12 protein-coding genes are annotated in these 19,677 nt (G+C 58.3%); 6 read left to right on the top strand and 6 right to left on the bottom strand.

Annotated elements, in window-relative coordinates; translation table 11 throughout:
* Nucleotides 1–9: 9 nt before the first annotated feature.
* The 3 genes from MWH26_RS17920 to MWH26_RS17930 all read right to left on the bottom strand — a co-directional run bounded on the left by MWH26_RS17920 (nucleotide 10) and on the right by MWH26_RS17930 (nucleotide 7,860).
* A complete protein-coding gene (locus tag MWH26_RS17920) occupies nucleotides 10–3,177 on the bottom strand; it encodes a SusC/RagA family TonB-linked outer membrane protein (protein ID WP_247975352.1) in 3,168 nt (1,055 codons plus the stop codon).
* 745 nt (nucleotides 3,178–3,922) lie between these two features.
* Nucleotides 3,923–5,938: a 7TM diverse intracellular signaling domain-containing protein gene (locus MWH26_RS17925; RefSeq protein WP_247975353.1), complete on the bottom strand. Its 2,016-nt coding sequence runs from the start codon at nucleotides 5,936–5,938 to the stop codon at nucleotides 3,923–3,925.
* A gap of 35 nt (nucleotides 5,939–5,973) precedes the next feature.
* Nucleotides 5,974–7,860 (bottom strand): cellulase family glycosylhydrolase, encoded by a 1,887-nt coding sequence (locus MWH26_RS17930; RefSeq protein ID WP_247975354.1) that lies wholly within the window; start codon nucleotides 7,858–7,860, stop codon nucleotides 5,974–5,976.
* A gap of 1,017 nt (nucleotides 7,861–8,877) precedes the next feature.
* Between MWH26_RS17930 and crtD the strand changes: the two genes are divergently transcribed.
* The 3 genes from crtD (at nucleotide 8,878) to MWH26_RS17945 (ending at nucleotide 11,837) form a co-directional block, all read left to right on the top strand.
* Nucleotides 8,878–10,371 (top strand): 1-hydroxycarotenoid 3,4-desaturase CrtD, encoded by a 1,494-nt coding sequence (crtD, locus tag MWH26_RS17935; RefSeq protein ID WP_247975355.1) that lies wholly within the window; start codon nucleotides 8,878–8,880, stop codon nucleotides 10,369–10,371.
* Between the two features lie 101 nt (nucleotides 10,372–10,472).
* Nucleotides 10,473–11,156, top strand: coding sequence for a carotenoid biosynthesis protein (locus MWH26_RS17940; RefSeq protein WP_244694261.1), 684 nt, complete (start codon nucleotides 10,473–10,475; stop codon nucleotides 11,154–11,156).
* Between the two features lie 69 nt (nucleotides 11,157–11,225).
* Nucleotides 11,226–11,837 (top strand): TetR/AcrR family transcriptional regulator, encoded by a 612-nt coding sequence (locus MWH26_RS17945; RefSeq protein WP_247975356.1) that lies wholly within the window; start codon nucleotides 11,226–11,228, stop codon nucleotides 11,835–11,837.
* Nucleotides 11,838–12,120: 283 nt separating this feature from the next.
* On the opposite strand, the gene MWH26_RS17950 is transcribed toward MWH26_RS17945, so the two are convergent.
* Entirely contained in the window at nucleotides 12,121–12,363 is a 243-nt protein-coding gene (locus tag MWH26_RS17950; RefSeq protein WP_244694263.1) for a DUF6952 family protein, read from the bottom strand.
* 12 nt (nucleotides 12,364–12,375) lie between these two features.
* On the bottom strand, nucleotides 12,376–12,693 hold the full coding sequence (locus MWH26_RS17955) for a thioredoxin family protein (RefSeq protein WP_188557220.1): 318 nt from the start codon (nucleotides 12,691–12,693) through the stop codon (nucleotides 12,376–12,378).
* A 431-nt stretch (nucleotides 12,694–13,124) separates the two neighbouring features.
* Between MWH26_RS17955 and MWH26_RS17960 the strand changes: the two genes are divergently transcribed.
* Nucleotides 13,125–13,712, top strand: a complete 588-nt coding sequence (locus MWH26_RS17960) for an arylesterase (protein WP_247975357.1) — start codon at nucleotides 13,125–13,127, stop codon at nucleotides 13,710–13,712.
* 235 nt (nucleotides 13,713–13,947) lie between these two features.
* Here the strand turns inward: MWH26_RS17960 and glgP are convergent, their stop codons facing one another.
* The gene (glgP, locus tag MWH26_RS17965; RefSeq protein ID WP_247975358.1) at nucleotides 13,948–15,600 is read right to left on the bottom strand and encodes an alpha-glucan family phosphorylase; all 1,653 of its coding nucleotides are present in this window, start codon (nucleotides 15,598–15,600) and stop codon (nucleotides 13,948–13,950) included.
* A gap of 378 nt (nucleotides 15,601–15,978) precedes the next feature.
* Here glgP and MWH26_RS17970 point away from each other — a divergent pair, with 378 nt between their 5' ends.
* On the top strand, nucleotides 15,979–17,424 hold the full coding sequence (locus MWH26_RS17970; protein ID WP_247975359.1) for a hydrolase: 1,446 nt from the start codon (nucleotides 15,979–15,981) through the stop codon (nucleotides 17,422–17,424).
* A 275-nt stretch (nucleotides 17,425–17,699) separates the two neighbouring features.
* Nucleotides 17,700–19,604, top strand: coding sequence for a glycoside hydrolase family 13 protein (locus tag MWH26_RS17975; RefSeq protein ID WP_247975360.1), 1,905 nt, complete (start codon nucleotides 17,700–17,702; stop codon nucleotides 19,602–19,604).
* Nucleotides 19,605–19,677 lie beyond the last annotated feature (73 nt).

Consider the following 19,677-nt stretch of genomic DNA (forward strand, 5'->3'; position numbering starts at 1 on the left):
GGGTGGGAATTAGAAACCGATGTTGAGGCCAAGCAGGAACACCCGCGGCTGAGGATAAACTCCCAGGTCAACACCGCGAGAGCCTACTTCGGGGTCGTAGCCGGAGTACTTGGTCAGGGTCAGCAGGTTTTGGGCACTGGCGTACACGCGCACTTGCTTGGCGGCAATGCGGTCCATCACACTCTGGGGCAAGGAGTAGCCCAGCGTGAGGGTTTTGATGCGCATGTAGGAGCCGTCCTCGATAAAGTACGTGGAAACGCGCAGGTTCTGGTTGGGGTCGGCGTTGTCGCCGCCCACGGCGCGGGGCACGTCGTTGCTGGTGCCGGGGCCGGTCCAGCGGCCGAGCACGCGGGTGCTACCGCTGCTGGTGCCATAAAGGGGGCTTTCCAGAATGTAGCGGTTCTGGTTGTAGATGTCGTTGCCCTGGGAACCCTGCAGGAACACGTTCAGGTCGAAACCGCCCCAGGTCAGGGTATTGTTCAGACCGTAAGTAAAGTCAGGGTTGGGGTTGCCGATGAAGGTGCGGTCCTCGGCGTTGATAATCTTGTCCCCATTCAGATCCTTAAAGCGGATGTCGCCAGGGGCTGCCCCATTCTGGGTGGCATGCGCGCGCACGTCCTCGGGCGTCTGGAACAGACCGTCGGCCACATAGCCGTAGAAAGAGCCAAAGGGCTGGCCTTCGTCGTAGCGCACAATCACGCCGCTCAGAGCGCCCAGGCCGTTGTAGGGCTGGCCTACCCCCAACGATTCTAGCTCCGTTTTGTAAGCCGATACATTGAGCGTGGTCGTCCAGTTCAGGCTGCGGCCTGTGCCTTGCACGTTGTGCGAGGTAAAGGAGAAGTCGATACCGCGGTTGTAAGCCGAAGCCGCGTTGCGGTTTACCGTCTCGTAGGTACCCGACACCAAGGAAGGCGGCACCGGCGCAATCAGGTTGGGCGAGCTGCGGTTGTACAGGTCGATGGTAGCCTCGAAGCGGTTCTCCAGGAAGCCCAGGTCAATGCCAACGTTGGTTTGGTTGTTGGTTTCCCAGCGCAGGTCGGGGTTAGCCTGGCGGGTAGGCGCGGCGCCGGTCTGCAGGGTGCCCCCGTTCGGACCAAATGGGTAGCGGATGTTCGAGTTAACGGCGTAGAGGTAGGCGAAGCGGCCGGCGTTGTTGGGGTTACCCACTTTGCCGTATCCCACGCGCAGCTTCAGGTTGCTGATGGCGCGGTTGCCTTTCAGGAAGTCTTCCTCCGAAATGCGCCAGCCCGCCGAAACCCCGGGGAAGAAGCCAAACTTGTCGCCGGGCGGGAAGCTGCCCGAACCGTCGTAGCGCGCAATGGCCTGGAACAGGTATTTGCCCGCAAACTCGTAGTTAACGCGGCCGAAGTAGCTAGCCAGGCGAGAAGGCCGGTTGATGGCACCCGCATTACCAATCTGGGTGTTGATGGGGCCGGAGTTGATTACCTGCAAATCGTTGCGCAGGTAGCCCGTGCGGTAGGCCTCCACATTGCTGTAGTTGAACTGCTGCGCCGACTGTCCCAGCAGCACCGTTACCTGGTGCTTATCGGCAAAGAGGTGGTCAAACGTAGCCGTATTCTCAATCAGGTAGCTCGGCGCGTACGAGGACGTAGCGGTAGCTCCCGCCGTGGCCTGAGTGTAGCGGGTGGTGTAGGTCTGGCCGCCCGATTGCAGCTCCGGCACCCCGGGGCGGAAGGCGTTAAAATTGTCGAAGATGAAGTCGGCGCCTACGTTGGTGCGGAAGCGCAGGCCCTTCACCGGCTCCAACTCCGCAAACAAGGTAGTCAGGGCGCGGTTGCGGTTGAAGCGTTGGTTGGTAATGGTAGCCGACGCCAGCGGGTTTTCCTCAATGAAGTTGTCTTGGGCCCCGCGCGGCTCGTAGTAGTAACCATCGGGCCGGTACACGGGAATGATGGCCGGAATGCGTAAAGTTTGCTGCACCGTGCCGTACTCCCCGCTGTTGGAAGTAATCTGCCGGTCGCTGAGGTGGGTAAGCGAGATGCTGCTGCCCAGCTTCAGAATCTTGTTTACCTGCACGTCGCCGTTGGCGCGCACCGTAAAGCGTTCAAAATCGGAGCCGATGATGGTTCCATCCTGCTGGAAGTAGCTACCTGATATGGAGAAGCGAGCCTTGTCGCTGCCCCCCGTCGCGGCCAGCGAATAGTTCTGGATGGCAGCCCGGCGGAATACCTGGTCCTGCCAGTCGGTGCCCTCACCAAGGGCCTGAGGGTCGCGCAGGCGGTCCACCACAATAGGGGCACCCCCAGCTAAACGGCTTTCGTTGTTGATAACTGCGTATTCTTCGGCGTTGAGCAGATCAAGCTTGCGCCACACCTGCTGCACTCCACGGTAGGCATCGAGGTTAATAGTAGAAACCCCAGCCTTGCCCCGCTTGGTTGTGATAATGACTACCCCGTTGGCCGCGCGCACCCCGTAAATGGCCGTCGCCGACGCGTCCTTCAGAATATCAATAGACTCGATGTCGTTGGGGCTGATGGCGTTCAGCTGGTTTTCTCTTTCGCCGCTATCGGGCAGCGGAAAGCCATCGACAACGAATAAGGGGTTGTTGTTGCCAGCCGACGTAAGCCCGCGGATACGGATAGAAGTACCCGCTGCCCCCCCCGGAGCACCTCCGTTGGAAGTTATCGTAACGCCAGCCGCCCGGCCTTGCAGGGCCTGAGTAGCATCAGCCACCGGCTGGGTAGCAATTTCCCGCGACGATACCGACGATACGGCCCCTGTTACGCTGCCGCGCTCCTGGGTACCGTAGCCCACTACTACTACCTCGCTGAGGGCCCGGGTGTCTTCCGTTAGGGTTACGTTAACGGATGAGGACGCGCCCGTAATGGGTACTTCCTTGCGGGCAAACCCTACGTAGCTTACGACTAGGGTAGAGTTTTCTGGGGCGTTCAGGGAGAAGCGGCCGTCGGCATCAGTAGTAGCCCCAATAGTGGTACCCTTCACGATGACCGTTACCCCTGGCAACGGGTCACCGTTGCTCTGAGTGATTCGGCCAGACACCGGCACATCGGCCAGAAGGTTCCGGTTGGTGGCGGGGGCCGGAAGCCCATCGGGAGAGGCGGGAGCTGCCGCCAGGGTGGGAAGGGCAGGCAGGCCGCACGCCGTAAGCCACAAAGCCCGGCGCAGCAGCGCCTGAGGGTAGAGGTGTTGGTTCATTGATGTGTGGGAATTGAGGGAAGTAAATACAGGGTAGTTGTCAACTACATTGCCGAGCCCTGGGAAGGAGTGGCTACCTGGAAGTTGTTACTTAAGCTGTGTGCACCTGAAGTAGCGGTTCGAAAAAGGCGAACCGGAGCGGGGTCAGCCGGCGTATCAGCGCCGGAAAAGAGCAAGGGATAATTAAACTCAGGAAAGCAAGGCCGCGCGGATAAGTCGAGCTCAAAGAGTACCCTAATAGGTTACCCTAAAGCTGCTGACCTGACTTAAACTGCCGCCAAGGGCTATGCGGAATGCCCAAATATATCCGACCGTGTTTCGGAAAAGCAATACCAAAACCCCCTCAAAATGCCATGAAAAGGCATTTTCACCTTAACGCACAATTATATTATACACTTACAGCACACGCTAACTTGGGTAGTATAGGCCTTGTAGCAACCAGTTCAGGCTTTTATTATAGGCGCTGCACCACGTAAAAAACAATCAAAAAAACAGGTGTTTTGATCAACTTTTTTCGCTTTTCATAGCGGGTGAGTATTCACTTACGGAATAACACTTGCAGTCTTAAAAGCTGACTATATACTACAGTTACTAGATTTCATTGGACGATACTGCGCTAAACTAGCTCCAGTTAGTGGGCCCTTACTTGTAGCTGCAGTACGCTAGTTGTTTCGAGCAAGAGGCTACGGTATGATTCCTACCCGCCTCCTGCTCTTCAAAAACACTAGAACGAATCACCTGCGCATTAACCCCGAGTGGAAGAGGCCTCCTCCCCAACACCCATTACTGCATCTTCTGTTTCAGTACCCGTGGCATCGAGTAGCACGTGGGTCCACCCTTCGTTTTCATCGAAATCGGGGGCGTGGCGCCGCCGGCGCATGGCTTCCAGCACCTTCTGACTGAAGCTCCAGCAGGTCCCTTGGCGCAGATCTAACACCCGGGAAAGCTCCTGGGACGAGTAATTGCCCTTATGCGTATAGATCAGAAATACAGCATAGAAGGCCTTGATAATCGAGAACTTACATTTTTGCAGCAAGGTATAAGCCGTAGCTGACTCCACGTAGCGGCATTTGGTACAACGGCGCGAATGAGGCTCCCGGCCGTCGCAGTACTTCTCGTGCCCACACTTGCGGCACTGGTAGCCATCGGCCCACTTGAGGTTGGCTAGGTACACCAAGCAGGCGTCCTTGTCAGGGTAGATTTGGCTGAACTCGCCGAAGTTCACCTCCTTAGAAAGCACCCGAGCCGTTTTGGCTTCCTGCAGGTCGCGCTGCAAGTCCGTGTTGAGCTTCTCAATAGCCGCCGATTGCAAGGCAAGCAAACCGTTGGCCTGGAGCAGCTCCCGGTTTTGGGCGGCAATCGTGTCGCTTTGCTGGCGCAGCTCATCAGTACGCTGCGCTACCAGGCTTTCCAGCTCTGAGTTCAGTTGGTCCTTGAGGTCCTGATTATGCTGCAGCTGCTCAACTAGTTGCTCCTGCACCTCGTGCTTTTTACGCAGCTGCTTTACCAGCTTGCCCTGGGCCCGGATGGTAGCATCCTTGATGCTCTTGATTTTTTCGCCGAGGGCATATGACAGCACGACGACCTCAATGACGAAGGCCACGTTCATGCTGTATACCGTGGCCGTAGTCGTGAAGGTGTTAATACCCAGTTTGCGCAGAATCAGGAAGCCAACGCTGATGGCAACCAGGGCGTGAGCCAGCAGAAAGAACCGGGCCGTACGCTGCCCCCGTTGCCACACGCGGTAGGCCGCGTAGTAAATCATGCAGTAGGGTAGCAGGTAAAACCAAAAGCCCCACCCCGAATTCAGCCATACGGCGTCAATCAGCAGCCCTAGCACACTTAGCAGCACAATGGCTCTGACCCAGGGGTCATAGGTAGGCAGGCGCTGGGGGGTGTCGAGGAACTGGCGAGCATAATAGCTGAACGTGAGTAGCAGCAGAATCGGAGAACCCGCAATAATCAGCTCATTTAGAGCCGGATAACTAGGCCAAATATACTGAAAGCCTAATCCATCTTCCGAAAGAAACACCAGACTACAGCTAAGCACGTACAGCACGTAACGCAGGTACGTTTGCTCCCCAATGAACAGGTAAAGGCAGAGGTTATAAACCACCATAATCAGCAGCACCCCATAAAAGGCACCTAGCAGTCCATACTCGGTCTGGAAGTGCACCGCCAGGGGCTGCTCGGTACGCAGGCGGCTAAGGAAGGTAGTCTTGGAGTTGGATGTCAGCCGCAGGTAGTAGGTTTGGGCCTGGTCGGGCTGCAGGGGTAAGCGGAACAGGAAGTTTTTATAAGGAAACTTGCGGGTTGCTAGCGGATAATCGGAGCCGGTACGGGTGGGGGCGCTGCCATCAGCCGGAAAAAACTGCACTCCATTTAGGTGAGAATCAAATAGTTCCAGGTACCAATGCTGGCTGAGTGGACCGCGGGCCTGCACCACCAGCCGCAGCCAATAGGCCGAGCCAGGGTGGTCCATGGTGGTGGGAATGGTGTTGCCGGGCCGGAACTGGCTGGCCCAGGTGGGTTGCTGCACATCCGTCAGGGTTAGCTTACCGGAGGGGTCTTCCAGCACGCTATACAGGGAAGGGTCAACAAACAGCTCCTCCAGACCGGTGCGCACCCGGAGGGTATCGGCGGGGCGCGCGCTGGCCGGGGAGCTGACCAAGGAAAGGCACAGGAGCAGGGGGATGCTCAGCGTCAGGAAAGAAAACCAGATAGCCCGACGCGGTGGGAAGTGGGAATTCACGAGCTTCATGGTGGCTTCAAGGTACGAAACCCTCGGGGCTTTGCCTACTGGCCACTGGCGCTGCTAGCGGCTTTTGCCGGAGCAAAGCGTAGCCAGCCCAGCTGCCCTACGGGTTCTTCAACAACAAGGCGGAGAATGTGCTGTCCGGCCGGCAGGGTGGGGGTGGTAAGGACCACCGTAGCCCACTGCTGTCCGGGTGCCACGGTAGCAGTGCCCAGGGGCTGGTTGCCGAGGTGCAGGGTGAGGCGGCCGGGCGCGGTGCCGGGTTGCAGGCGCAACTCAGCCGTATAGGTCCCAGGCGCAGCTACGGTTACGGTGTAAGTGAGCCATTCGCCGGCAGCTAACTTGCTCACCACAAACCCATTATTTACGTCTTTACTTGCGTTGATGTCCACGCCGTCGTTGCGGTAGGCACCGCCGTGGTTGGTGGGCGTCAGGTCACGGTAGTCGGTGCGGGCCGAGAAGTCGTCGTGGTAAGCCACTCCGTCGCGGCCCAGGTCGTAATCGGCGGCGGCAATGGTGCCGGGAATGGTAAGGGTCGCGAAAGGAGCCCGGAAGTCACTGGGTTTGGTCAGGGCCGTGGCTACGTCGCGGTTTACTTGGCAGTTGGCAAACTGCACATTACGCAGCAGGGCCGCGCGGCCCTGCGCCGTCAGGATGCTGCCGTAGGGCTGCACCCGCAACAGGCCGGCGCCGGAATCTACGCGCTTAATATTCCAGTGGCACCACCCAATGTTCTGGGCGTTGAGGCCCTGCACGGCAGCGGCAAACCACTCATTGGAGTTTTCGCCCGTTTCGCCTACCCACACCGGCACCTGCCACCGGTCGCGGAAAGCGGCTAGGTTACGGAACAGATTGATTTGGTTAGGGTTGGGGTCAGATGCGTCTGGTGTGTTAGGGCACCAGTAGCGGTGGGCATTATACACCAGGTTCCCCTTGTCTTGAATAGCCAGCTTGTCGGGGGTAAGGTTGGTGTACTCGTTGCCGTAGCCATTACCTTCCAGCAGAAGTAGGTGCTGGTCGTTTTGGGCTCGTACGGCATTTATCAGGCGGGCGTAGAAGGCACTGAGTTCCTGATTATCAGCCGACAACCCATTGGCGGCGTTCAGGTTGTGGGGCTCATTGATGAGGTCGTACATGGCAATACGGGCATCCTGGCGGTAGCGGGCGGCCAGCTTTTCCCACAGGCGCACCGTCATATCCTGATAAATCAGGCGTCCCTTGGCGTCCCGACGTTTCCACAGGTCCAAGGGCTGAAAGTTGTCGTTGATGTTCCGGTCGGTGCCCTGGCCGCCGGGGGCCGCGTGCAGGTCCAGAATAACGTACATGTTGTTGGCCGCGCACCAGCGTGCTACCTCATCAATAAAGCGGATGCCCTCCAGCTTTTTTGGCTCGGCGAAGAGCTGATTCTCGTCGTACCAGCGGCTGAGCTGCTCCACATAGGCTGTGAGTTTCTGCGGATTTTTTGGGTCGCGGATTACCTCGGTGCGGGCGTGGCGCTGCGCCGGCGTCAGAAACAAGTCGTAGTGAAAGGGGAGGCGCACGGCGTTAAAGCCTTGCTTGGCCAGAAAATCAATGTCGGCCTTGGTAATGAAGTTCTGGCGGTACTGGCGGTAGAACTCCTCCATCTGGGCCTCCGACATACTACGGAGCAGCCCCTGCTTGATGCGCCATTGGCTGTTGAGCGTATCAGTTTGCAGAATGTAGCTTTCCTGGAGGAGCCAGCCCCCCACGTTGTAGCCGCGCAGCACCACTTCGCGGCCCTGGGCGTCCACCGTTTTTGGGCCGGCGGCCCGTAGCATCGTCAGGTTTTGGCCCGTGCTGGAGCCAACCGAGCAGCCCAGCAGCATGAGCAGCATCCCCAGGCGAAAACCAAGGCCCCTAGTCCAGCCTCTGCGCCAGGGGTCCGGCAGCATAAATAGGCAGTTCATGTGCATAAAGAGAGGTAGAAAAGGATTTTCGACAGAATAGCAGAGAAAAAAACAGGGCGGAGATTCCCCGCCCCGTTTCCGATTTTTCTCACTCACATGTCTTGTTTGTTCTTCATAAGCCGCCGAAACGGAGCGAAAATGCAGTCAGTATTACACCTTACCAGCCCCACTATCAGCCCGTTGCGTATGGATAGCCACCGGCACGTCATCATGGTGCTGCTAGGCTCGCCTAGGTATGCTGCCCGGTACTACCCATGAGCAGGTATCTAGTACATGACTTCGGAAAAGCGGGGGTGTTTGAATTGCCTAGCGACGACAGGACCTTTCGCCTGATGACGAGTAGAATGCAGGCAAGGTGCCGTTAGTGCCGCTGGCACCGCAGCGGCCCCTTGCAACCGACCATGCGGTGAGGAGGCCAGAGCATTGCGCGTATAGCCCCAGATGGGTTCCGTGTGCGAACTACCCGAGTTATCGGCCCGGCAAAGCGTAGCGTGTTTGCATGAGTTGGGTGGGGTTTGGGGTAGGAAGGGGCAGCAGGCAGCCGTTTCCTGGGCAGAAGCGGCGGGCAGAAGGGCACAGCGTGGTACCGGGACGGAAGCCGCTTTCGGGCCCGGCATGCTGCGGGGCCAACCGGAGTGCGCCGGGGCTATAACCAAATATATCAGCATCCATTTTAGAATACCAAGCGTTAAAACCCTGCTCACAATCCGAAAAAGCGACTTTCCCTGTAGTGCACACGTGGGCCTATACGCTTACTGCACACGCAAAAAAGCAACCGCTGCCCTTATGTGATGCCGCCTGTTTAAGTGCTGGCACGGCTACGCAACAATGAAAAAAGCACCTGTTTCAGCGAAATAATTTCCCATTTCTCCAGCAACCAGCGTTGGAGAGCTTTCGACCGAAACATTTCTCCGCCGTACCTTGTGTTGACACGCTAGCCTGCCTGTTCTTACTTCCTCGGCGGGGTAGCTCGTCTCTTCTGCTTTGGGTGCTGTGCACCTCTTTTACCTTTTGCCTGTGCCGCTTTCCAAAACTGCCGCCCCCAAACAAGCTACTGCCATTATTGGGGCGGGCATTGGCGGCATTGCTACGGCCGTGCGCCTGGCTGCTCACGGACACCGCGTAACAGTGTTCGAAGCCCAGGAATCGTTTGGGGGGAAGATGCACCAGTTGGAGCTGCCCGGGGGCTACCGCTTTGATGGGGGCCCATCCTTGTTTACGCTCCCGCACTTAGTTGATGAGCTGTTTCAGCTGGTGGGCCGCAACCCCCAGGACTACTTTCGCTACCAGCGTCTCGACCCCATTACGCAGTATTTCTTTGCCGATGGCATCCGCCTCACGGCCTGGGCCGACGAAGGCCGGTTTGCTCAGGAAGTAGAAGAAAAGCTGGGCGTGCCAGCCACTGAGGTTCTGCGGTTCCTGCGCCGCAGTGGGCAGGCGTACGAAGCCACGGCTGGTACTTTCCTGCAAAAGTCCCTGCACAAAGCGGCTACCTACCTTAGCCCTGAGGTGCTCAAGGCTCTTACTTCTCTTCCCCAACTGGGCCTAACCAGCACCATGCACCAGCGCCACGCGGCTGCTTTCTCGGATCCGCGTCTGGTGCAGCTCTTCGACCGGTTTGCTACCTATAACGGCTCCGACCCCTACCAGGCCCCCGCTACCCTCAGTCTGATTCCGCACCTGGAGCACGGGCTGGGCGCTTACTACCCCGAGGGCGGCATTTATGCTATTGCCCAAAGCCTAGTGCGGCTGGCCGAGGAGCTGGGCGTGCAGTTCCGCTACCAGGAGCCGGTGCTGGAAATCCTGACGGCGGCGGACCGGGTAACCGGAGTACGCACGGCCCAGGATGTGTACGACTTCGGACTGGTAGTCAGCAACATGGATGTGGTGCCCACCTACCGCCACCTGCTACCCCGGCAGCCCGCTCCGGAGCGCACCCTCCGCCAGCCCCGGTCCTCTTCGGCCCTGATTTTCTACTGGGGCATTGCGCGGCGCTTCCCGGAGCTCGGCGTTCATAACATCTTTTTCTCCGAGGACTATAAGCGTGAGTTTGAGGCCATCTTCCAGGAGAAAACCATTGCCGACGACCCCACGGTTTACGTCAATATCACCTCCGGCCACACTCCCACCGATGCCCCCCCCGGCCACGAAAACTGGTTTGTGATGGTAAACGTCCCTCATGACCAAGGCCAGGACTGGGCCGCGCTGGTGCAGCACACTCGCCAAGCCGTGCTCCGCCGGGTCAGCCGGGCCCTAGGTACCGAGGTAGGCCCCCTGATACAGGCGGAACACGTGTGGGACCCGCCGGGCATTGCCACCCGAACTTCTTCCTTTGGTGGGGCCTTGTATGGTAGCTCTAGCAACAACACCCTGGCGGCGTTTCTGCGGCACCCGAACTTTTCGGGGCAACTGGAAGGCCTGTACTTTTGCGGGGGCTCGGTGCATCCGGGCGGCGGCATCCCGCTGTGTTTACTCTCGGCCCGTATTGTCTCTGACTTAATTAACAATTAAAAATGGCGAGGTAAGAAGTGATATGCGGCCCGTATCCTATGGCTGAAAGCGCAGTTCGGAGCCTTGACCTTCTACATCCCAGTTTTTAATTCCTTCCCCTCATGACTGACCCCACGCAACAACTTCCCGCCGCAACCCTGGTCACTGCCGATGCGCACCGGCGGCGCCTGCGCTGGGCCCAGGGCGTGTTGCTGCTCTTCCACGTCACCGGATTCATTGGGTTGGCGTTTTCCCAAGACCCCAGCTTCTACCTGCAATTTGTTCCCCTGAACCTGCTGCTGACTGTGGGCCTGCTGCTGGCTTTCCAGCCCCGCCGCACGCCGGCTTTCTGGAGCTTCTGCGTGGTAACCATGCTGGTGGGCTTCTTTGTAGAGGTAGTAGGCGTGCGTACGGGCCTGCTATTCGGGCAGTACACCTATGGTGCTACTCTGGGGGTGAAGTGGCTAAACGTGCCGCTGATGATTGGCGTTAACTGGCTGATGCTCACGTATTCGGCCGGTATTTTGGCCCGCTACCTGCCCATTCCCGATTTTCTGCGGGCGGTGGTGGCGGCCCTGCTACTAGTAGGCCTGGATGTGTGCCTGGAGCCAGTAGCCGTGCGGTACGACTTCTGGCGCTGGCAGTACGACGTTATTCCGCTGCTCAACTTCAAGGGTTGGTTTGCCGTCAGCCTGATTTTGCAGGTATACTTTAACCGGGTCGATTTTGTCAAGCGTAATCCGCTGGTTCCTTTCGTGTATCTGCTTCAGCTGCTATTTTTTTTCGGCTTGGGCATGCTATTTTAGGCGCCTACCGCGTTGGAGGGCCGCTGGGCAGTGCGGATAGAATTCATCCCTTATTTTCTTGCCCTTCAGATGGAGGAAATTGTACTCTCTAAACTTCTCGACCGCGCTCTGGCGCTGCTCCACGAAGTAGGGGTAGGTATTTTGCACGAGGAGCAGCTGGCTGCTGCCCTCGATGTTAGCCCCGCTACATTCCGGGAACTGTTTGGCTCCAAAGCCGGACTCGTATGCCAAGCCATTCAGCACAACTTTGCCCGGCAGCGGGCAGAGCACGAGCAGCTATTAGCCAACCTGGCTACTCCCGTGGAGCGTTTGCTGGCCTTATTGCATCATAGCCTCCAGGAAATGCGCCGCTCCCCGCACTACGACTATCATGTGCTGCGCGAGGAGTATCCGGAAGCATGGACCCTAATGCAGAGCTACTTGACGGAGTACGTCGCGCCGCTGCTGGTGCAGCTGTTGCAGGCCGGCATTCAGGAAGGACAGTTCCGGGCGGAGTTGAATGCCCGCCTCATCACTCACCTGCTGCTGGCCCAGTTCAATCTGCTGGTAAATGAGCAGTTCTTCCCCCCCGACTACACCAACCTTGCTGAGGTGTACCGCAACCTGTTCTTTCCCTACGTGCGCGGCCTCTGCACCGATGCCGGCGCCCGCCTGGTCCGCCACCAGTTCGCCCGAGTATAGCGGTGAGATAGGGAATGAGTGACTAAGTGAGGCAGTGCTAGGGCGCGGAGGCTGAGCGACACTAATATTCCTCATCCTGAAGCATGACATGGCAAGCAGCGCGATGCCATCCTTCCTGACCAATTTGCTACCCTTCAGAATGTAACAAGCCCTTGACGTATGATAGCGCCAAGGGCTTGTCACGTTTCTAGGTTTTAAGGCAAATGAGAGGAATGGGGTCGGTGCCTTCGCCAGGACGGCACTACTTCACCTAGTCACTCACTTACCATCTCACTGTATCCATTTAGCTAATGGACACGCGCACTTTGGCGGTGTATTCGCGCAGGGCGGTTTTGAATTCGGTGCCGTGGTCTTGCATGTGGTTGAGGATGAAGATGGCGGCAAACACGTGGGTAAGCTGCTCGCCTTCATCTTCCCCTTCTACCTCAAAAGCGGGGGTTTGCTCTTCCAGCAGGGCTTGCTCTGCGGCAACTAGGCTTTGCAGCGTCTGAGTTTCCACCAGGCGCTTGATTATGGGCATTTTCATGACGCAGCGGACCTAGTTGAGGCGGGAAATCAGGCTGGCTACGGCCTCTTCCTTGCTGGCGGCTACGGTTTCCAGCAGCTCTCCATTGCGGAACACGGCAAAGAAGGGCAGGTTGGTGACGCTGGCCAGCTTGCGGGCTTCAGGGCTGGTTTCGGCGTTTACGTCCAGGAAAGCAATGTCCTGGTTTTGCTCAGCCTCCGAGAGGCGCTTGAACTTGGGCGAAAACAGGCGGCAGTTACCGCACCAGTCGGCGTAGTATTTCACCACTACTTTCTCGTTATCCTGCAGTAGTTGTTGGAAATCAGCGTCGGTGGCTTTCGTTACGGGCATTATCTGAAATATTGGTTGACAAAACGGAATCAGCAGATAAGAATGGTTCTTATCTGCTGGCAAAGGTAAAGCCCGAATTCGATAAAAAAGTTTAGGATCTACTACCTCCCGCCGGACGCGGTTGCATCTACTCCCGCCGAACGCGGCTGCGAAGCCCCGGCTCATCAGCCACTACACAAAGCCGGCAAGAGCCGGTGAACTGATTGATAACCCAGGCGGCAACCGGTTACTAGGTTGCGTGAACAGTCAGCGCTTCTGCTACCCTGTATAAGACCGTCATGCAGAGACGCCATTCGTTTAGTTGTCTAGTGGCCAAACACTTGAGGCTGCCGCAACTCAGCAGGCTAGCATTCTGGTGCTAGGCTACCGGGAACCAAGGCCCAGCAACTTCGTTAGGAATCTACCCCTTACGTGTTCTTTTCCGCTTCCGCATGCAGTCCATTCTCTTCTTCGGCGACTCGCTCACGGCCGGTTACCAACTCCGCGCCAGCGAGTCGTTTCCTTCCCGCATTCAGGAAAAAATTGACGCCCTGCACTTGCCTTATAAAGCTTACAACTACGGCGTCAGCGGCGAAACCACTGCCGGGGGCCGCCAGCGCATTAGCTCTGTGTTGAGCCGCTTCGAGAAGATTGACGTGTTCGTGCTAGAGTTAGGTGCTAACGACAGCCTACGGGGCATTCCCGTCCGCGAAACCACCCAGAATTTACAGTATATTCTGGATGAAGTGCGCCGCGCCCACCCCGAAGCCCGCGTGGTGCTGGTAGGCCTAGAATTTCCCTTCGACTTGGGGCCGCTGGCTACCTTGGGGGGCGGCCGCATGGGTCATTACGCCCAGGAGTTCAAGGCTTTATTCCGCCAATTGGCCGAAAAAAACGAGGTCGATTTTGTGCCCTTCTTGCTTCACGGCGTCATCGGCCAGCGCCACCTCAACCTCCCCGACGGCGTGCATCCCAACGCCGAAGGCCAGAAGATTCTGGCCAACAACGTATGGGCAGTGCTGGAAAGAGTGATTCAGTGAAATGGTGATTGAGTAAAGTAATGATTCGGTGAGTTAGTGAAGTGTAGTCATGGCGAGGAGGTACGACGATGCCATCCTTCCTCCCTTTGTAATAAGCCTAATAATGTGACAAGCCCTTGACGCCAGCGCGGATGTCAAGGGCTTGTCACATTATTAGGGGGTAGCACGTTGGTCAGGAAGGATGGCGTCGTCGTACCTCCTCGCCATGACTACACTTCACTCATCTACTCAATCCCTATTTCACTTTGTACATCCGCTCGTAGTACTCGGTGGCCATGCGGTGCGACTCGAACTCGGGCTCTACCTCGCGCATGCCGGTTTTTACTACTTCCAGGAATTTCTCTGGCTGGGCGTAGTACAACGGGATAATTTCGTTTTCCAGTACGTCCAGCACGTTGGTGGCCTCAATGTCGTCCTTCACGTGGTCGGGCTGGTTGATGTCGGTGTGCTCAATGATGAAGCCGTTTTCGCCGTGGCGCACAAACTCCGGAATCCAGCCGTCGGCAATGCTCAGGGAGGCCGAGGCGTTCATGGCAGCCGTCATACCGCTCGTGCCGGAGGCTTCGCGGGGGTAGCGCGGGGTGTTCAGCCAGATGTCGGAGCCCTTTTTCAGGGCCGCCGACAGTCCTAGCTCGTAGCCCGTGAGCACGGCGCAGGTTTTCAGGTTCTTGGTTTTGCTGATGATGTCGTTGAACAAGCCAATAGCACCGAAATCCTTGGGATAAGGCTTGCCTGCCCAAATCACCTGCACCGGCCGATCCTGGTTATTTACAATGCTCAGGAACCGCTCGAAGTGGCGCAGAATCAGGTCGGCGCGCTTGTAGCCGGCAAAGCGGCGGGCCCACACCACGGTCAGCACTTCCGGGTCGAGGAGGGTACCGGTCTGGTCGGCCACGATGTCGAACAGCTGCTTTTTCAGCTCCCGCTTCCGGGCCTTCAAGGCTGCATCGTCATTGGCTTCTAGGGCGGCGTGCAGGGCCTTGTCGCGCCAGTAGGTGCCGTTCTGGGAGTTGGTAATGGCAATGATGGGACTGATGCCCTGATAGCTTCCCCACATGTCGTTGGCTACCTCGCCGTGCACCTTGGAAACGCCGTTGCTGATGCGCGCGAAACGCAGAGCCGTGAGCGTGTAGTTCAGCTGCTCATTTTCCACCAGTCCGAGGCGGTGTACTTCCTCCAGGGGCACGTTGCCGAAGAACGACATTTTGTGCAGCAGCTTCACGGGGTGCTCCTCGTTGCCGGCCAGCTCGGGGGTGTGCGTGGTGAAAACCAGACGCTTGCGCACCTCGTCCTGGTTGCGGCCGTGCTTGTCGTAGAGGTAAAAGGCTAGGGGCAGGCCGTGGCCTTCGTTGAGGTGGTATACCTCCGTCTGGCGACCCAACAGGTCGAGCAGCTTGCCCCCGCCCACGCCCAGCAGAATGCTCTGGGCCACGCGGGCGGCCGTGTCGGCGTCGTAGAGGTGGTGGGAGATGGTGCGCGAGAGGTAGTCGTTCTCCGGAATGTCAGTGGTCAGGAAGAACATGGGGGCCGTCCCGAACGTGTCGGGGGCCAGGTACAGGGCTTTTACCAGCACCTGCGCGTTGTGAATCTCGATGGGAAATACCAGGCCAGTATCCTGCAGGAAGCTGTAGTGCTTGAGGCGGAAATCGGCGCGCATGCTCTGGTCCTCGTTGCGGCCCTGGTCGTAGTAGCCAAACGACCATAAGATACTGATGCCGATCAGGTTCTGCTTGAGCTCATACACGGAGCGCATGTGGGAGCCGGCCAGAAAGCCCAGGCCACCGGAGTAGGTTTTCAGCGCTTGGTCGAGCGCAAATTCCATGGAAAAATACGCGGCCGGCGTGTTAAACTCGGGGGCCGGGGTGTACATCTGAAAGTCGAATGCCATAAAGCAAGAGGGGGCTGAATGAGAGAACGAGCGGTAGGTCCGCCCGGGCGAGTAAGCGTACGAATTCGCACCCAAAAAAAGCGGAAAAGTGTGGACTCTGCGGGCCGGACGGGGCCGACAAGGCCAAAATGCAAATCAGCCATTAGTAATAAGCAAAAAAGCATCATTAGCCCGTTGCCACCAGAAGGTGCTTATGCTGAAATAAACTCAGCGGCTCCTGCTCGGCAAGCTGAATACAATTTTGGCGTAAGCCTTTCTGTTCCTGACGCTTTTGTAACAATTACATAATATTAGGCAGCCGAGCTGTGGAGTAGCCCCGCGGTAGCTTTGCGGCTCGAAAGTCAGTTCTTTTCCACCTTTCACAACCAACACCTTTCTATGCGCTACCCCCTGCGCTGGCTGGCGGCCTCCCTGCTAAGCCTATCCGTTCTGTCCTGCGCTAAGCAGGAAAACCTTCCTGCTCCCACCTTAACAGCAGTAACCGCGGCCGATGTAAGCAGCGCTGGCTTCCCTGAAGGCTTTGACACCGGCACCAAAACCGCCTACACCACCGGCTCCGTGGCCCTGGGTTCCGGCTCCTGGACTCTGAACGATGCCCTGCTAGGCAACACCACCGCCGACCCCAAAACGGGCGCTCAATCAGCCCGCATCCGCAACGTGGGCTCGCTCACGATGAACTTCAATGCTACCACCGGCGCCGGGGTAGTAACCGTGCAGCACGCCGTGTACGGCACCGATGCCAGCTCACAATGGGAGCTGTGGGTCAGCCAGAACAGCGGCTCCTCCTACACCAAAGTAGGCAGCACCATCACCAGCAGCAGCAGTGCCCTGAGCACCGCCTCGTTCACGGTAAACCTGAGTGGCACCATCCGCCTGCAGATCCGCAAGATTTCCGGCGGCACCAACCGCATCAACATTGATAACGTGACGATGGAGCAGTACGGCTCCGGCACGACTACCCCGCCGCCCACTACCGAGGGCAAGAAGTTCTTGTTCGATGCTTCCCACGGGGAGCTGGCCGGCAACGCCGACTGGGTGCTGGACGTGGATGGTGGCCTGACGCCGCGCTACCCCTCGCCGGCCCAGAGCGGCATTACCAGCACTACCCCGGAAACCTACTGGACGGGTGCCGTTTCGGCCTGGGGCGTGGCCCTGGTGAAGCTGGGCCACAGCGTGGAGCAACTGCCCACGGGCACGGCCATCAGCTACGGCAACGCCAGCAACCCCCAGGACCTGAGCAACTACAGCGTGTTCGTGGTGGATGAGCCGAACATTGTATTTACGGCGGCCGAGAAAACGGCCATTCTGCAGTTCGTGCAGAATGGGGGCGGGCTGTTCATGATTTCCGACCACGACATTTCGGACCGCAACAACGACGGCTGGGATTCGCCGGATATCTGGAACGACCTGATGAAGAACAACTCGGTGAAGGCCAACCCTTTTGGCTTCAGCGTAAACCTGGACAACATCGTGGAAAACAGCACCAACGCGCTGGCTTCTACCACCAACCCCATCATGAACGGCTCCCAGGGCCGGGTGTCGCAGCTGTCCTTTCACAACGGCGCTACCATGACCCTCTCGCCCACGGCCAACAGCACGGTGCAGGGCCTGGTGTGGCGCACCTCGGCTACCCAGGGCAACAGCCTAGCCATGGCCGCCAGCAGCACCTTCGGCACGGGCCGCGTGGTGATTGTGGGTGACTCCTCCCCGGCCGACGACGGTACCGGCTCGCCCGGTAACACCGTGTACGACGGCTGGAATGAGAACGTCAGCCATGCCCGCCTGCACCTGAATGCCTCGCTGTGGCTGGCTAAGCTGCAGTAAACTGACTGCGGTTGCTTGCTTGTTGCTAAGCACCCATTCCTCGAAAAGCCCTGCTGCCGGCACGTGCCGACGGTGGGGCTTTTTGCTGCTTTCTACTTTCACTTCAACGGGGCCTGTACAACCCCATTGCTACCCTAAAACTTGGCGAGTAGCAAAACCCATCAATACCACACCGAAAACCGGTCAATACATCATCATTTCGGGCAGGTTCAGCAGTAGCGTACGGGCGCGGGGGTGCGTACCTTGGCTGTTCCGTTTCTTGTTCCCACTCGCGTATGATTTCTGCCCGATTCCTGCCCCTGCTGGCTGGCACTCTGCTAGCCACCACTGCCCCGGCCTTGGCCAGCGCGCCCGCCGCCCCCATTGCTACCGCCGCCCCGGCCGCTAAGGCCGCCGGCATTCAGCGCATCGACCCGACCTTTTGGTGGGTGGGTATGAAAAACCCCAAGCTGCAACTGTTGGTGCACGGCCCCGGCATTGCCAGCAGCACTGCTACCCTCAAGGCCTACGAGGGCGTAACCCTGGACGGGGTGCAGAAGCTGGAAAGCCCCAATTACTTGCTCCTCAACCTTACCATCAGTCCCGCGGCCAAGCCCGGCAAGCTGCAGCTGGAGTTTAAGGGCGACAAAAAGCAGACCTACAGCTACGAGCTGCGCCAGCGCACTACCCCCGGCGACAAATCCAAAGTGCAGGGCCTGACCCAGCAGGATTTCATCTACTTCCTGATGCCGGACCGCTTCTCGAACGGCGACCCGAAAAACGACTACTTCAAGGACATGCGTGCCCCCAAAGTAGCCCGCGACTCCATGTACGCCCGCCACGGCGGCGACCTGAAAGGCATCGAAAACCACTTCGACTACCTTAAGAGCTTGGGTGCCACGGCCATCTGGATGACGCCGGTGACGGAAAACGACATGCCCAAGGCCAGCTACCACGGCTACGCCCTCACCGACTACTACAACACGGACCGCCGTTACGGCACCCTGCAGGAGTACAAGCAGTTCGTGGACCGCGCCCACCAGAACGGGCTGAAAGTGGTGCACGACGTGGTGCTCAACCACATGGGTAGCAAAAACTACTTGTTCCTGGACCAGCCCGCCAAGGATTGGTTTAACCAGTGGCCCAAGTTTACGCGCAGCAACTACAACTCCTCGGCCCTCAACGACCCCTACGGCTCGGAGCTGGACCGTAGCCTCTACAACCGCGGCTGGTTCGACACCACCATGCCCGATGTGAACCAGAGCAACCCGCTGGTAGCTACCTACCTGATTCAGAACTTCCTGTGGTGGGTGGAGTACACCGGCCTCGACGCCTACCGCATCGACACCTACCCGTATTCTGACCCCAAGTTCCTGATGCAGTGGGGCCAGGCCCTGAACGAGGAGTTTCCGAACCTGTTCAAGTTTGGGGAGGCTTGGGTGGGTAGCACGGCTCAGCAGGCCTTCTTCGCCCGCAACATCTTCCAGCCCGTAGATGGGTTTAAGTCCAATCTGGAGTCGGTGTTTGACTTTCAGTCGCAGGGGGCTATTCACGACGCGCTACGGGGCGACAATGGTAACATGAACCGGCTGTACGAAGCCTTGCAGGGCGACTGGATGTACGAGGACGCGAGCCGCAACGTGACCTTCCTCGACAACCACGACATGAGCCGCTTCTACTCCGTGATAGGGGAGGACTTCGCCAAGTACAAGATGGGCGTGGCCTGGCTGCTGACTACCCGCGGCATTCCCCAGCTCTACTACGGCACGGAGGTGCTGATGAAGAACTTCTCGAACCCCGACGGGCTGGTGCGCGAGGACTTCCCCGGCGGCTTTGCCGGCGACCAGAAAAACTACTTCACGGCCGCCGGCCGCACGGGCCAGGCCGGTGAGGCTTTCACCTACCTGAGCACCCTGGCCAACTACCGCAAAACGCACCCGGTAGTGGCTACCGGCAAGCTCATGCAGTTCATCCCACAGGACGGCGTGTACACCTACTTCCGCTACAACGACCAGGGCCAGGCCGTGATGGTGATGCTTAACGGCAGCAAGGACGAGAAAACCGTGGATGGCGCCCGGTTTGCCGAGCGCACCAACGGCTTCAGCTCTGGCACCGAAATTACTACCGGCGCTACCCTGGGTAGCCTCAGCAGCTTCAAGATTCCGGCCCGCACGGCGTGGGTGGTGGAGCTGAAAAAGTAAGCTTTGGGAGGGGCACCGGGAACCACCGGTGCCCCTCGCTACTTATGCAGTACTACCTGGTACTATTTTCAGC

Source organism: Hymenobacter sublimis, assembly GCF_023101345.1.
Taxonomy (GTDB): domain Bacteria; phylum Bacteroidota; class Bacteroidia; order Cytophagales; family Hymenobacteraceae; genus Hymenobacter; species Hymenobacter sublimis.

Coding starts and splice junctions, on each gene's coding strand:
- MWH26_RS17930 (WP_247975354.1), bottom strand. CDS start 7,860: ATGAACTGCCTATTTATGCTGCCGGACCCCTGGCGCAGAGGCTGGACT.
- MWH26_RS17925 (WP_247975353.1), bottom strand. CDS start 5,938: ATGAAGCTCGTGAATTCCCACTTCCCACCGCGTCGGGCTATCTGGTTT.
- MWH26_RS17955 (WP_188557220.1), bottom strand. CDS start 12,693: ATGCCCGTAACGAAAGCCACCGACGCTGATTTCCAACAACTACTGCAG.
- glgP (WP_247975358.1), bottom strand. CDS start 15,600: ATGGCATTCGACTTTCAGATGTACACCCCGGCCCCCGAGTTTAACACG.
- MWH26_RS17940 (WP_244694261.1), top strand. CDS start 10,473: ATGACTGACCCCACGCAACAACTTCCCGCCGCAACCCTGGTCACTGCC.
- MWH26_RS17920 (WP_247975352.1), bottom strand. CDS start 3,177: ATGAACCAACACCTCTACCCTCAGGCGCTGCTGCGCCGGGCTTTGTGG.
- MWH26_RS17945 (WP_247975356.1), top strand. CDS start 11,226: ATGGAGGAAATTGTACTCTCTAAACTTCTCGACCGCGCTCTGGCGCTG.
- MWH26_RS17950 (WP_244694263.1), bottom strand. CDS start 12,363: ATGAAAATGCCCATAATCAAGCGCCTGGTGGAAACTCAGACGCTGCAA.
- MWH26_RS17975 (WP_247975360.1), top strand. CDS start 17,700: ATGATTTCTGCCCGATTCCTGCCCCTGCTGGCTGGCACTCTGCTAGCC.
- MWH26_RS17960 (WP_247975357.1), top strand. CDS start 13,125: ATGCAGTCCATTCTCTTCTTCGGCGACTCGCTCACGGCCGGTTACCAA.
- MWH26_RS17970 (WP_247975359.1), top strand. CDS start 15,979: ATGCGCTACCCCCTGCGCTGGCTGGCGGCCTCCCTGCTAAGCCTATCC.